General features: G+C 53.4%; 11 protein-coding genes. 6 read left to right on the forward strand and 5 right to left on the reverse strand.

Translation table 11 applies throughout. The annotated features are described in order from the left end of the window. Positions 1-7: 7 nt before the first annotated feature. A complete protein-coding gene (locus tag ABDW72_RS06720) occupies positions 8-967 on the forward strand; it encodes a ComEA family DNA-binding protein (protein WP_347157723.1) in 960 nt (319 codons plus the stop codon). Positions 968-1,087: 120 nt separating this feature from the next. On the opposite strand, the gene ABDW72_RS06725 is transcribed toward ABDW72_RS06720, so the two are convergent. After that, positions 1,088-1,969, reverse strand: a complete 882-nt coding sequence (locus tag ABDW72_RS06725; protein WP_347157724.1) for an NAD(P)-dependent oxidoreductase — start codon at positions 1,967-1,969, stop codon at positions 1,088-1,090. Positions 1,970-2,656: 687 nt separating this feature from the next. Further along, the gene (locus ABDW72_RS06730; protein WP_347157725.1) at positions 2,657-3,379 is read right to left on the reverse strand and encodes a class I SAM-dependent methyltransferase; all 723 of its coding nucleotides are present in this window, start codon (positions 3,377-3,379) and stop codon (positions 2,657-2,659) included. A 23-nt stretch (positions 3,380-3,402) separates the two neighbouring features. Here ABDW72_RS06730 and ABDW72_RS06735 point away from each other — a divergent pair, with 23 nt between their 5' ends. Next, entirely contained in the window at positions 3,403-3,534 is a 132-nt protein-coding gene (locus tag ABDW72_RS06735; protein ID WP_347157726.1) for a hypothetical protein, read from the forward strand. Here the strand turns inward: ABDW72_RS06735 and ABDW72_RS06740 are convergent. Then, positions 3,531-4,007, reverse strand: coding sequence for an NUDIX hydrolase (locus ABDW72_RS06740; protein WP_347157728.1), 477 nt, complete (start codon positions 4,005-4,007; stop codon positions 3,531-3,533). The genes ABDW72_RS06735 and ABDW72_RS06740 overlap by 4 nt on opposite strands. A 190-nt stretch (positions 4,008-4,197) precedes the next feature. On the opposite strand from ABDW72_RS06740, the gene ABDW72_RS06745 reads away from it, so the two are divergent. The 3 genes from ABDW72_RS06745 (at position 4,198) to ABDW72_RS06755 (ending at position 10,149) form a co-directional block, all read left to right on the forward strand. Next, positions 4,198-8,169 carry an AAA domain-containing protein gene (locus tag ABDW72_RS06745; RefSeq protein ID WP_347157729.1) on the forward strand — a complete coding sequence of 1,324 codons (3,972 nt, stop codon included), beginning with the start codon at positions 4,198-4,200 and terminating at the stop codon, positions 8,167-8,169. A 157-nt stretch (positions 8,170-8,326) separates the two neighbouring features. After that, a complete protein-coding gene (locus ABDW72_RS06750) occupies positions 8,327-9,202 on the forward strand; it encodes a hypothetical protein (protein ID WP_347157730.1) in 876 nt (291 codons plus the stop codon). Positions 9,203-9,276: 74 nt separating this feature from the next. Next, entirely contained in the window at positions 9,277-10,149 is an 873-nt protein-coding gene (locus ABDW72_RS06755) for an SDR family oxidoreductase (protein ID WP_347157731.1), read from the forward strand. Positions 10,150-10,238: 89 nt separating this feature from the next. On the opposite strand, the gene ABDW72_RS06760 is transcribed toward ABDW72_RS06755, so the two are convergent. Next, entirely contained in the window at positions 10,239-12,176 is a 1,938-nt protein-coding gene (locus tag ABDW72_RS06760) for a hypothetical protein (protein WP_347157733.1), read from the reverse strand. Positions 12,177-12,579: 403 nt separating this feature from the next. Between ABDW72_RS06760 and ABDW72_RS06765 the strand changes: the two genes are divergently transcribed. Beyond that, positions 12,580-12,771 carry a cold-shock protein gene (locus ABDW72_RS06765; RefSeq protein ID WP_242923300.1) on the forward strand — a complete coding sequence of 64 codons (192 nt, stop codon included), beginning with the start codon at positions 12,580-12,582 and terminating at the stop codon, positions 12,769-12,771. Positions 12,772-12,852: 81 nt separating this feature from the next. On the opposite strand, the gene ABDW72_RS06770 is transcribed toward ABDW72_RS06765, so the two are convergent. Then, the gene (locus tag ABDW72_RS06770) at positions 12,853-13,938 is read right to left on the reverse strand and encodes an endonuclease/exonuclease/phosphatase family protein (RefSeq protein WP_347157734.1); all 1,086 of its coding nucleotides are present in this window, start codon (positions 13,936-13,938) and stop codon (positions 12,853-12,855) included. Positions 13,939-14,088 lie beyond the last annotated feature (150 nt).

Raw genomic sequence — 14,088 nt, forward strand, 5'->3', positions numbered from 1 at the left:
CACCAGCATGAGAAAACTCAGGCACTGGATTCGCCGCTACTTTGGCTTTTCACAAGGCGAAGTAAACGGTTTTTTGTGGCTGATAGGTATAATGGTGCTGCTCACGGCAGCACCATTTCTTTTAAACACGTTTTATACTCCCGCACATCCTTTTAGCAGCTCCACTGATCAGCAGACGCTGGACAGCCTGGTGGCGCAGCTGGAAGCAAGTCAACCGGAGCCGGACCGGGACAAATACAGCACATATAAAAAGGTGCCGACTGTTGCGCTGCATCCGTTTAATCCTAACAAGCTGACAGCAGCGGAATGGCAGGGGTTTGGCATTCCCAGATTTCTGGCGCAACGCATTCTCAACTACCGCCGCAAAGTAGGCGACTTTACCTATAAGGCCGAGCTCGGAAAGATCTATGATTTTCCGGATTCCACCTTTCGGCGCCTGTACCCCTACATCCAGTTACCCGAAGAGCGGCCGGACAAATATGGCAAGAGGGAAGCGTACGCCGGCAAGCAGCCAACACCTTACCCCAGGAATAATACACTCTTCCCGCCACGCGAGAAATTTATACTTGCGCCTTTTAATATCAACGCCGCCGATACCACACAGCTCAAGCAGATTCGGGGCATCGGCAGCAAGCTGTCGGCACGCATCGTGAAGTACAGAGCCGGGCTGGGTGGCTTTTATAGTATGGCCCAACTGAAGGAAGTCTATGGCTTACCGCCTGAGATAGTGGACAGCCTGCAGAAGTATACCTTTGTGCCTGATACGTATACCCCGCCGCAGCTGAACATAAACACCGCTACTGCCGACGAGCTAAAGCTACATCCCTACATTTCCTCGAACGTAGCCCGCGCCCTGGTAGCGTACCGCGAACAGCACGGCCTGTTCGAAAAGCTGGAAGACCTGCAAAAAATCAAGCTGGTAAAACCGGAACTCTACGATAAGCTGAAGCCCTATCTCACGCTGTAGCCGCTGCTCCCAAAAGCCTCGAGTTGTTTTTTATACCTGCGAACATCTGCGGCAAAGGCCGTAGCGGAAGACCAAAAAAGAGACGCCACATTGTGCGCCTCTTCAATTCCCATACTTTGTTTATACTTGTTTCTCCTCTCCGTCTGGCCGATACATGCGGTACACGGCCGTGAAATCCTGCTCGCCGAGGCCCTGCTGCTTGGCCTGCGCATACAGCTCTTTGGTGGCCTGCAACGAAGGCAGTGCGATGTTCTGCTCATACGCCGTGACGCTGGCCAGGTGCAAATCCTTGTGCGTCCACTCCAACGGGAACTGCGGCGAGAACTCCCTGCTCAGGATTTTGGGCTGCTTGAGTTTGAGGTAGGGCGCGGCGGCCGGCCCACCCAGCAGCGTATTGCACAGCATCTCCTCCGATATGCCCAGTGAGGTGCCCAGCTTCAGCGCTTCTCCAAAAGCAACCATCGCCTGCGCCAGCATCATGTTGTTGGCCATCTTCATGCCCGCGCCCTGTCCGTGTGCGCCCACGTGTACCGTTTCCTTGCCCATCACGTCCAGTAGCTCCTGCACCTGTTCCACATCGGCGGCGTCGCCTCCGACCAGAAAAATCAGCTCGCCTTTCTCTGCCGGGCCAAGGGTGCCTGACACAGGCGCGTCGAGGTAGCGCTGCCCCATCTTCTTAGCGTGCTGCGCCATCTTAATGGTAAAAGAAGGGTTAACGGTGCTGCAGTTCACCCACAGCGAGTTGCCGGGCAGCGCCTTCAGAAAACCGTCGTGGCCCAACGCCACGTCCTCCACCGCCTCCGGCGTGGAGAGCATCGTGATGACGGTGCGGCACTGCTGCGCCACCTCCTCCGGCGAAGCAGCGCGGGTAGCGCCATTGCTAACCAACTCGTCCGCCTTCTCCTGCGTGCGGTTATACACCACCAACTCGTGTCCGGCTTTCTGTAAATTAGCGGCCATGCGGCTGCCCATCAGGCCTAATCCTATAAATCCTACTTTCATATTTTGCTGCGTAAGTATAAAATGTTTTCTATCCTAAAGGTAACACTTCCTTATAGGAGAAACAGAGCAACTTGGTTTTCGGAATTTTATAGAAAGGAACGATAGCAAGTATAAGCCAGGCGTAAGGAATGCTACTTCACGCCGCCAAGCAGTGGTTTTAAATTCTTTATCTTCCCATTTTAGACCGACAATCATTCTTACTGTCATAGAAAACTGTATGCCAATCGCTTGTGGAATAGCTGAGTTCAAGAATTTGATGTGTTGAGTCCGTCCAATAGCTAATATCTGGTACGGACGTTTTTAACGATATAGCCTCAAGGCAAGCTGGGTATTGGCCATGCTTTAATTTATACCTGTTCAACTTCAATACTATCTGCTCTGCATCATGTCGTTTTTTCCTGTTATCTATTTGATGAAATGCTGAGGAAGAATAAATAATAATGCATAGAGAGAGCAATACTCCGCCTGGATATTTGAAAGCAGTAGATCTATTAATAAGGTCGAAAGCTCCCCATAAAATAGTAAGACCCAAACTCACAGCAGTAAGAACTAAAACTGCTAAGAACACTACAAAATTTAAGTCTTTTATTAGCCATCCTATCCAAACCGAAATAAGGCAAGCTATAATGAGTTTGAAGAAATAGCTGTTTCTATTCAGTTTTAGCATCAATCACAATTCAGTTATACTTACTTCACGCCGCCAAACGCCGCGAAGCAGAGGTTTTTGTGCAGTACTTCTACTTTCGTGAAGCCGACCTTTTTCATTAGCTCCAGCTGAAAGGTAGCCGACCGGGGGGTGTCTTCCTTATCGATGTAGGCCAGCACTTTTTCCTTAAAAGCTGCTCCGCCCAGTTGCTCCAGGTACGCGCCATACTTGTTCCAGAATAAAGCGGTTACTGCCTCCAACTCCTGCACCACCAGGTCCGAGATCCAGAAGCTGCCGCCCGGCTTCAGCGCTTTGTAGATCTTCCGGAAGACCTGTTCCCATTCCTGCTCTTCCCGCAAGTGATGCAACACGGCCCCAGCCAGCACGATGTCATACTGGGCAGCACCTAGTTCTATTTCGCGGATGTCTGACTGGCGTGTTAGCACTTCGCCTTTCGTTTCGGCTGCTACTCGTTCTCTGGCCCTGTCGAGCATAGGCTGGCTCAAGTCGATTAAAGTGCAGCTAAGGTGCGGAAGCTTAAAAAGCATTTTCAGGGTATAGTTACCAGCGCCGCAGCCAATATCCAGCAAGGTGGTAGCAGCTGGGTTCGTATACTTGGCTGCATCTGTGATCAGCTCTAACGTGAGCGGCGCATCAAGCGTCGTCAGCTGGCCTGTTTCCAGGTTGGCGAATCGCTCAACGTCCTGATCAAACCGCTCCCGTATTTCGTGCACAGTGGATTTGCTGGAGAAATCTGTAGCCATAAATTTTATAGTTGGAGTATGTGATGAGCGTCGCTACTGAGCAGCAGGAGCCGGATGAAGTTACAAAAAAGCAGGTACCAAATCATAAAGAAAGCCGCTCATACTTGTCTCTGGCACCTGCCAGGGCCGGAGATGGCACCAGGGTTATAGATTAAACAGAAAGGAGTTTTTGCGCCTTCTCCAGCACCTGCTTTTCACTTTTAAAGGAGAGCAGCGAAAGCGCCTCCTGCAACGGTATCCAGCGGGCCTCGTTTACCTCCCAATCGTGGTTGCTTACCTCGCCTGATTCGTACGCCAGCAGGTAAAAATGCACCAGCTTATGAAACCGCACCCGCTGCTTTCCTTTATCGCCTACATACCAGTACTCAATAGTGTCCAGTTTTTGCAGTAGCCGGGTATTGATGCCTGCCTCTTCCCGCACCTCACGCACTGCCGTTACTTCGGGCGCTTCGCCTGCATTCACCAACCCTTTTGGCAGCTGCCAGCGGCCCTGCGGTCCTACTGAAATGAGCGCCACCTCCATAACCGAAGTGCCCGTGACGCGGTAAGCCACACCCCCGGAAGAGATTTGCTCTACAACAGGCAGTTTCGGTTTCGGGGAAGAAGGCATATCGTGTTTCTCCTGCATACTTGGTATAGCACCTGCTGGGCAGAAAAGTTGCGAAAAGGGAGCTGTGGTAGTGTAAACCCATGGGGTTGCTCCTGTAATATACCACCTCTCCCTGTACTTTCCCTTCCATCTCAACCCATTTCCGCTTAACTTGCAACTTTTTTGAAAGACTTTCATCCGTGATTCTTCGTTAACGGGGCAGTTAGCTATGAAAAACATCCTTAAGAACTACCGACGCAGACTTCTGAACCTTGGCTCCGGCAACCGGGCCCTGGTTTTGCTGCGCCTGTCGCGGGAGATGCACCTGGATGTGGAGTCGCTTGATTTTATCAACAGCAAGCCAGCTTTTACCCTGATCGAGCAGCTGCTGTCAGGCAAAAAGAAAGTGCCGCTAAGCCCGTATGCCGACAGCCGCCATACGCCGGTTGCTGCCATTAGCCAGCGGCTGCGCTACATCCGGCGCAAGGCCGAAATAATATTGGAGGAACGGGGCAGCCGCGAGTTATATCTGGGCTGGCCCTTTGTGCAGGGTAAATTTTCAGATGGCACGGCAGTCCGCTGTCCGCTGCTGTTCTTCCCGGTGCAGCTGCAGGTAAATGCTGCGCAGGAGTGGGAGATGGTGCCGGATGCATCGCAACCGCCGCAGTTTAACCAGAGTTTTCTGCTGGCCTATGCGCACTACATGGGCACACCACTGGCTGAGGAGCTGACGGAACTTGACCTGAGTACGCTGCCTCAGCAGCCATTGGAGTTTCGCACGCAAGTATACGAACTGCTCAAAACGCATCAGCTAAGTATAAATGTTGGCCGTGAATTCTTTGCCGACAAGCTCCAGCCTTTCCGTGACTATAAAAAAGCTGATTACGAGGCCGGCCTGAAGCCGGGGCAGCTGCAGCTGGCGCCGGAGGCGGTGCTGGGCATTTTCCCGCAGGCAGCCTCTTACCTGCTCAACGACTACGATGCCCTGCTGCAGCGCGACGACCTGCAGGAAATGGAAGACCTGTTTTATACTTCCGAAGCAAGTATAACCGATAACGCGGGCACGCAGGCGCAACACACCTACACGGCCTTTGCCCTGGATGCGGCGCAGGAAGCGGCGCTGCAAGCCGTAAAGCAGGGCCGCTCCGTGGTAGTGCAGGGGCCGCCGGGCACTGGCAAGTCGCAGCTCATCTGCAACCTGGTGTCGGACTTTACGGCGCGGGGCAAAAAGGTGCTGGTGGTGAGCCAAAAGCGGGCCGCCCTAGACGTGGTGTACCAGCGCCTGGCGCAGCAGGGCTTTGGCGCGTTCGCCGGGCTGGTGCACGACATCAACGCCGACCTAAAGCCGGTTTACGCGCAGCTGCTGCACCAGATAGAGCAACTCGACACTTATAAAAAGCAGAACCTGGCGCTCAACAGCATCTACACTGACCGCACTTTTCTGGAGGTGGGCCGCGGCCTTAACCGCTGCACCGCCCGGCTTGCGGCTTTCAAGCAGGCGCTGTTCGATGCCAGCCGCTGCGGCTGGTCGCCGAAGGAGTTATACCTGCGTAGTAAGGTGCAGGAACCGCACCTGCCCCTTTCTGCTGCCTTCCGCTACTTTACTGCCGATACGGTAGGCGAGTTTCTGCCGCGCCTGCGCCATTACCTGCAGCAGGCCATCACCTTCGAGCATCATGATTTTGTGTGGCGCGAACGGCGCAGCATGAAAGGCTTTGGCTGGCCACAGCGGCAGCAGCTTGAAGAAACGATACAGGAACTCCCGTCGCAATACAAGCAGCTACAGCAAAGTATCAACGAGCTGAGCGGTTATCCTTTTTCGCTGAATGAGCTACCCCGCTACACGGCGGCATTGCCCGCTATGGTCGAGCTGCAGCGGCTTTTGCAACTGCCCCAGGTACTGCCCACACTACACACCTTGCGGCAGGCACAGGCGAAAATGCCCGAACTACAGCAACAGGTAAAAAGCTTATGCGCGCTCTACAGCGCTACCCTGGAGCCGGATACAACAATTCCTGTGGCAGAACTGGCAGGCGTCAGAAAGGCCATCCAGGCATATGCAACGCAGCAAGATCAGCTGTTGGGGAGCCTTACGTGGCATTTTTCGCCGGAGAAGAAAGTGCTGAAGCAGGCGCTGGCCCGCTATAACTGGGAGCTGACGGAGGCGAATGTGGCCTGGCTGCTGCAGCGCCTGGAGGTACGGCAGCAGGCAGAGGAGCTGATGCAGCGCCTAAATGCCAGTATCAAGTATAACCTGAAGCCGTCGCAGGCAACTGGGAAAATACTGCAGCAACTGGAGACGGTAGAACATGCCCTGGCGGCGCAAAAACTGCTTCGGCAACTGCACCGCGACAAAGTGCTGCATGAAAAGCTCCTGCAGCTGGTAAACCTGCCGCAACACCTGGGGCTGCTCAGCCAAACCATAGGCGAGGCGCAGCAAACGTATAAAGTATGGTTGCTGTGGCTGCCCGAGGCGCAGGTAAAGCGCTTGCTATCAGAAAAGGAGTGGAGCAGGAAACTGCTCCAAACATTGCCGCAGCACTTCGAAGCACTGGTGGCGTATGATACGCTGTTTGCTTCTTTTCTGGAGGCGGAGCGGGAAATTATTTTGCAACTGGTGGCCCAGCAGATCGGGTCGGAGGAGGAGGGAGAGCAGCTGTTCCTGAATAGCCTATACTTAGCCTGGTTGCACGAACTGGAGGCGCAGCACCCGGAGTTGCGCATGCCCAGCAATGGGGAACTGGAGCGGGTGGAGTTGGAACTACAGCAGTTATGGCATCAGAAGCAGCAATTAAGCCAGGAGATGGTGCTGTCGCAGTTGCGGGAGCAGACCTACAAGCACCTGGAGCATAATCGCCTCGGTAATGCCGTGACGTACCGCCGCCTGCAGGCGCAGGTCAGCAAAAAGCGCAGCCTTTACCCCTTGCGCAAGCTGTTTTCTCTATTCGCTGCCGAGATTCTGGACCTGGTGCCCTGCTGGCTGGCTTCCCCTGAAACAGTGTCGGCGGTGCTGCCGCTGGAGGCATGCTTTGACCTGGTGATCTTTGATGAGGCCTCGCAGTGCTTTGCTGAAACGGGCATTCCGGCCATGCTGCGCGGCAAACAGGTAGTGGTTGCCGGCGACCTGCAGCAGCTGAAGCCATCGGATCTGTACCGCACCCGCTGGGGAGCTGCCGATGAAGAGGACGTGGAGGAACTGTCGGCGGAGTCGCTGCTGCAGCTGTGCAGTTTATACTTGCCCCAAACCATGCTCACACAACACTACCGCAGCCGCTACCCGGAACTGATCGACTTTTCGAACCGCCACTTCTACCACCAGAAGCTGGAGCTGATACCGGAGTTGGAGGATGCAAACTCGCGGCGGCCGGCCATCCAGTTTATGAAAGTACATGGCCTGTGGCAGGATAACGTTAATGTGCCGGAGGCGGAGCGTGTCGTGTACCTGGTGCTGAAACTGCTGGAGGAGGAAAAAGAGGATATCGGCGTCATTACCTTTAACTATAGCCAGCAAATGCTGGTGCAGGACATGCTGGAGGAGCGGGCCAGGGCACAGGATATGATAATTCCGCCATCGGTGCTGGTGAAGAACATCGAGAATATACAGGGCGATGAGAAGGAGGTGATCATCCTGTCGGTGGGGTATGCGCCGGATGAGAAAGGGCGCATGGCCATGCAGTTCGGCAGCCTGAACCAGGCAGGCGGCGAAAACCGCCTGAACGTGGCCATTACGCGTGCCAAACAGCACGTGTTTGTGGTGAGCAGTATTCGCGCAGAGCAACTGCAGGTGGCGCATACGTTGCACCCGGGGCCAAAGCTGCTGAAAGAATACCTGCATTATGCGCAACAGGTTAGCCGCCGGTATTTCCAGTACAAGCCCCGGCACGCACCTATGCCCGTGCGGGTGCCGCTGCTGAAGGACCTGCTGCAACAGCAGGTGCCTGCCTTGCAGCAGCAAGTGCCTTTTGCCGATCTTACGCAGGTGGCGGGGCAACACTATGCCGGCGTGGTGCTAACAGACGACGATTTATACTTCAGCCACCCTTCTGTGCGCCACGCACACGCCGATTTGCCGCAACTGTTGCAGCAGCGCCACTGGCCTTACGTGCGGGTGTACAGCCGCCAGTATTGGGAGCAGCCGGAGCAAACTATAGCAGCCATGAAGGAGTTAGGGAAATGGAGCGCGGAAGAACTTAAGAGCTAAACTGAAAGTATTCAGCAAGATCGCTTCTATGCTTCTGCACAAGCAAGTATACTTCCTGTAGGAGCGGCAAACGCGTACCAGTAGTTTACGAAGCGCGATACCGGAACTATGTTAAGCTGCGCTTAAGCGCTTCATACAGGAGGTCTATGCCATTTTTATGCTGATCAAACTTTTTACTTTATACGTTTACCTGCAAGCCTCCTTCTGCGGCTGCCATACTGACAGGCGCCACAGTGACTTTGTGCGCCTTCGGAAAGACTATAAAGTGAAGGTACAGAAAATTGGCCGCTTGGATTACCGCATACCGGAAAGCTCGGGGCTTGCCCGCGCCTCCGACAGCACTTTTTGGACGCATGGAGACAGCGGCACTCCGCCTGCTTTATACTTGTTTAACCTGAAAGGCAAGTTGCTGCAGCAGGTGCTATTGCCGCTGCCCAATACTGATTGGGAAGATCTGGCGCAGGACAGGCAGGGGAACTTATATATAGGCGATTTCGGTAACAACGCCAATGCCCGTAAAAACCTGCAGGTCTTTCGGGTACCGACTGGGCAAGCAGCCTCACCCGATACCATCCGTTTCCGCTTTGCCGATCAAGCCGCATTTCCACCACCTCTGAAAGACCGCCGCTATGATCTGGAGGCCGCCTTCTACGCACACGACTCGCTGTACCTGTTCACCAAAAGCCGCGCGTTACGTGCCCGTACCACTACCCGGTATGCGCTTCCGGCCGAAAAAGGGAGCTACGCGCTGGCCCCGCAGGAGTCGCTTCGGCTACAATCGCCTGTAACCGCTGCGGACATCGCGCCTTCACAACGCCAGTTTGCTCTGCTGGGCTACGGCCGGTTATACTTGTTTGATATTGCCGGCGAGCACATCAGCCTACAAGGTGACAAATACTGCCTGCCGCTGGGCCGCACCGGGCTGGCAGAGGCCGTTTTATACCTCAGCCCGGACTCCCTGCTAATTACCAATGAAAAGGGCAACCTATATTTGGTTACGCTGCAGCGGAAGAAGCATAACCGCCACTTTTGATATATCTTGGCAGCCGGTCCATCCAACACCTGCCGTTGCCGTAGTAGAAGGTATAATCCGAAATAAATAAAGCTATGCACAAAACGATTTTGGTAACGGGCGCCACCGGCACCGTTGGAAAGGAAGTTGTTATTCAACTTGCTATGGTGGATGACCTGCGCGTTCGGGCAGGCGTACATTCTATAATCAAAGGCGAAAACCTGAAGCGGTTGCCCAATGTAGAGGTGGTGGAGATGAACTTTGAGCAGCGGGAGTCGCTGCACGCTGCGTTTACCCACGCTGATAAAATGTTTTTGGTCACCCCATTTGCACAAGATCAGGTGGCAATGGCCAAAACGCTGGTAGATGAGGCCAAGAAACAAGGGATACAACATATTGTGAAGCTCTCGGCAATGGGTGCTGAATCGGAGCCCGGCATCATGCTTGGCCGCTGGCATCGCGAGATCGAGAAATACATTGAAGACAGCGGCATTGCCTATACTTTTCTGAGGCCGTCGAGCTTTATGCAGAATTTTATCAACTACAATGCTCCCAGCATACAACAGGAGGGGAAGTTCTACCAACCTACTGGTACTGGTAAGATCGGTTATATTGATGTGCGCGATATTGCAGCTGTTGCAGTGGAAACCCTGACGGGCACCGGCCATGAAGGGAAAGTATATGAACTGACAGGGCCGGAGGCGCTCTCGAATCAGGAGGCTGCGCAGGTGCTAAGTGAAGTAATAGGCAAGCCGGTAACTTTTGTGGATATGCCAGAAGAGGCTGCCAGAAGTGGAATGCTGAACCAGGGTGTGCCGGAGTGGATGGCAAACGCGTTGCTGGAGTTATACGGCGTGGCACGCGCTGGCTACTCCAATACGGTAACAGACACGGTGCAGCAACTCACCGGACGGCAACCGCATACTTTCCAGCAGTTTGTAACCGATTTTAAAGACTGCTTTGTATAGGTGGTAGTAGTATAAACCAGCCTATAAAAACATAAAAAGGCCACTCCCGATCAGGAGTGGCCTTTTTAACTACTTACGTAGCGTCTATACTAGTCTCTGCCCATGTTACGGTAGCGGTCGCTACGACGGCTTTCATAACCGGAGTCATTGTTAGAGGAAGAGGAACCTCCCTGGTTGCGGAAGTTCTCACGGGAGCTGGAACCACGGTTGTCGCTGTAATACGATGTGCCGCTGTCCATAGAGCCATAGCGGCTCTGGTCGCCGCCACGTCCGCCTTGGCCGTAGCCGCCTTCGCTATAACCGCTTTGGCCGTAGCGTCCGGAGAAGTCCTGCTGGCCCTGGTTTGAGTTGCCGGAGCCGGAACCATATCCGTAGCCGCCGCTCATGCCGCTGCCATAATTGCTGTCGCCGTAGCCGCCCTGGCTTCTGCCGGAGTTAGCGCCACCATAGCCGCCTTGTGAAGAGCCGTAGCCTCCCTGGCCATAATCGCTGCCTTGTGAGCCATACCGCGCCGAACGGTTCTCGTCGTTGTAAGAACCTCCTCTGGAGCCATAACCGCCCTGGCTGCCGTAGCCGCCTTGCATAGAGCTTTGCGAATCCCAGCCTCTGGCAGAGCCCTGGTTGTCGTTGTCATACTCGCTCATGCCTCTGGAAGAGCCATAGCCCATAGAGCCGTAGCGGTCTTGATTGCTGCCGCCTTGGCTACCATAGTTGGATCTGGATGAACCGGAACCACCGCCATAGCCGCCACCGCTTTGCTGGCTACCATAGCTGCCCTGGGATGAGCCATACCCTCCCTGAGACGAACCGTAGCCGCCTTGTGACGAGCCATAGCCTCCTTGCGAAGATCCGTAGCTTCCTTGTGAAGAACCATAGTTACCCTGTGATGAGGAACCGGAGTTGCCATAGCCTCCTGAACCATAACCACCCTGGTTGCTATTGCCGCCACTGTAGTTGCCATAGTTACCGCCCTGGCCATAGCCGCCGCCTACGTTGCGGGAGTTGCCCTGCGAAGAGCCGCCCTGCGTACCGAAACCGCCCTGAGCGCCTCCGTATATGTTGCCGCCCTGCATGTCGCCTTCACGGTTTTGCCAGCCGCCCTGCATACCGCCACGCGATACGCCGTAGTCCTGGTCCTGGTATCTGGTGCGGTTGCCTTCCATGCCTCCCTGGTTGCCATAGTTATAGCCGCCGCTGGAGCTGCCCTGTGAGCCATAGCCGCCCTGGCCGCTCATGCCGCCACTGTAGTTGCCGTAGCCGCCTTGCGAAGAACCACCGGAGTTTGATCCGTAGTTTCCCTGCGAGCCATAGCTGCTTTGTCCTGAAGAACCATAGCCTTGGTTCTGGCCGCCATAGTTGCCCTGTTGTGAGGAGCTTCCGTAGCTGCCCTGGCCACCGTAGTTACCTTGCTGTGAGCCATAATCGCCCTGGTAACCATAGCCGCTCTGGCCACCGTAGTTGCTGTTCTGCGAACCGTAACCGTAGCCTCCCTGTGAGCCATAGCCACCTTGGTTGCCCTGGCTGCTGCTGCTGTTCTGGTTATAGTCCTGGTTGCCTTGGTTAGAACCACCCTGGAAATTTTGCTCAGAGCCGCTGCTCATAGAGCCATAGCTGCTGTACTGGTTATCCTGGTTGCTGTTGCTCTTATTATTAGAGTCTGAGCTGCTGTTCTTGGAGGTGTTGGAAGTGGCATCAGAAGACTTATCTGATGATTTAGAACTGGAACTGCCAGACTTGCTTGTGGGGGTCTTGGAATTGGAAGACTTAGCCTTGGTAGTTGATGATTTAGAGCCGGAATCGGAGCTTGAAGCTGATCCGCTGTTCTTGCTGCCGCTCTTAGAGGAGCTGCCAGAATCGCTGGAAGAGGAAGAGCCGGTACTGGCGCTTAGTGTATTGCTGTTGCTGTTGCTGCCGAAGCTGCTTGCATTATCAGAGGATGAACTCGGGCTACTGGATGAGGAGCTACCCGATTGGTTCGGAGTCTGATTATTCTGATTTGAATCCTGATTTTTTTCGTCGTCTTTCATAGCTGTAATCTCTTTTAGTGATTGATAGTTAAAATTAAATTCGTCGTGCAGCTCCGTTTTTGCTTTGCCGCAGGGGCTGCATATAGAGCTTTTTGTTCCGTTTCTGTTACACCTGGCGGCTTGCGGCAGCGCTGTCTTTTTTGGTGTAACAGACCGTTTTAACTATACGAACCATACGTGGCAGGGTTATTTCGGTAGCCTGCTTCAGCACTGTGTTAGAGGCAGGAAATCAACACTGTTCCGGCTGTTGCCTGAGCAGGCAATACAATCGTTTATAGGGCGGCAGAACACCCTTGCAGATAGTGCCAGTGAGAGGCTGAATCAGTGTTAATATTTTTCAGAATGTAGCATGTATATCAAAGTTAATGTTTAACTTTGCTTTAATTATTTAAAATTCATTATAATGAAAACAGGTAAAGTAAAGTTCTTCAACGTATCTAAAGGCTTCGGTTTCATTGTCGCTGATGACACTAACCAAGACATCTTCGTGCACCAGACTGGTCTGATCCACGAAATCCGCGAAAATGACCGCGTTTCTTTCGAAGTGAAGGATGGAAAAAAAGGATTGAATGCAATTAACGTAGAGCGTATCTAAGTTAACAGGAATATACTTGCCGTAAGGCGACATTCATCTATTTTGACCCGCTCAGCTTTCTGGGCGGGTTTTTTATTGCGGTTATCCCGGTTGCTTTTCTTCATTCAACTCCCTGCCTTTTTCCAGGCCCTCCTCTATCATTTGTTCTGCTTCCACCTGGTCATCTTTGTCGGCTACAGGGTGCTCCTGTACGGTCGCTTCCTGCGGCTCCAGGTTAAGTGTAATTGCCATCGGAAAATGATCGGAGCCAAACTTTGGTAAACGACGCAGACTAACCAGCCGGAAAGCAGGATCATAAAAAACATGGTCCAGTGGGTAGCGGAACAGCGGGATGAAAGCATTGTATGTGTTATAAAAGCCTCGTCCAACACGAGGGTCCAGCATCATACTGGTTTCCTTGAACAACTCTGTGGTTCTGGACCAGGCCACATCATTCAGGTCGCCGGCCACTACACAGGGCAGTGGGTTCTTTTTTGCCTCTTTGGCAATCAGCAGCAGTTCGGCCTCACGGGTTTCGGTATTCTGCCGGAAGCGCGGAGGACGAGGATGTGTGGTATACAAGCCAAACTTTTTGCCGCCGGGCAGCACGACAGTCGTATAAAATGAGGGCACATCCTCTTCTACCAGAAACCGTATGGCGCTGTCTTCCAGCTTAAACTTACTCCAGAACAGCATGCCATACGTGTTGTTAAGCGGCTTGCGCAGGGAGTAAGGAAAGCGTGCGCTCAGCTCCTGCTTCACGTTTGCGTACCAATCCAGGCCGGGCTCATTCATCAGCAGCATATCAGGGTCTAGCTGCTGCACCCGCTCCAGAAACTGTTTATACCTGGTATTCACCATGCGTACATTCGCAATCATCAGCGTAAAGGCATGAGCAGGCTGTTGCTGGGTTGTTCGAAGGGCCTGCACTTTAACCAGTGGTGTAAAATGGATCGTGTACCGCACCTCGTTAAGTATAGCCAGCAGCCAAAGTATAGCCACAACAATTTCTGCTTTTCCGTGCAGCCCATACATGGCCATAAAGGCAACCAGGGTAAGGGTAAGTAAAATAGCTACATGTAGGCGCGGAAAATCAAGTATCCGTATCCACCACTTCGGCGATTTGATCAACGGGAGAAAGGAGCAGATAGTAAGTATAATTCCCAGAGTTAGAAGGAAGCTTTTCATTGTGGTAGGGTGCATTGGGCTAGAGTGCTATTAATACTTGCAGAGTGCGAGTTAAGTTGCTTCCGGCGAGCTGCCGTGCAGGCAGCAGGAGCAGGATAGTGGCTGTAAGCGATAGAAAAGGATAAAAAAAGCCTCCGGCAACACGCATGC

The organism is Pontibacter chitinilyticus (assembly GCF_039748935.1).
Taxonomy (GTDB): Bacteria; Bacteroidota; Bacteroidia; order Cytophagales; family Hymenobacteraceae; genus Pontibacter; species Pontibacter chitinilyticus.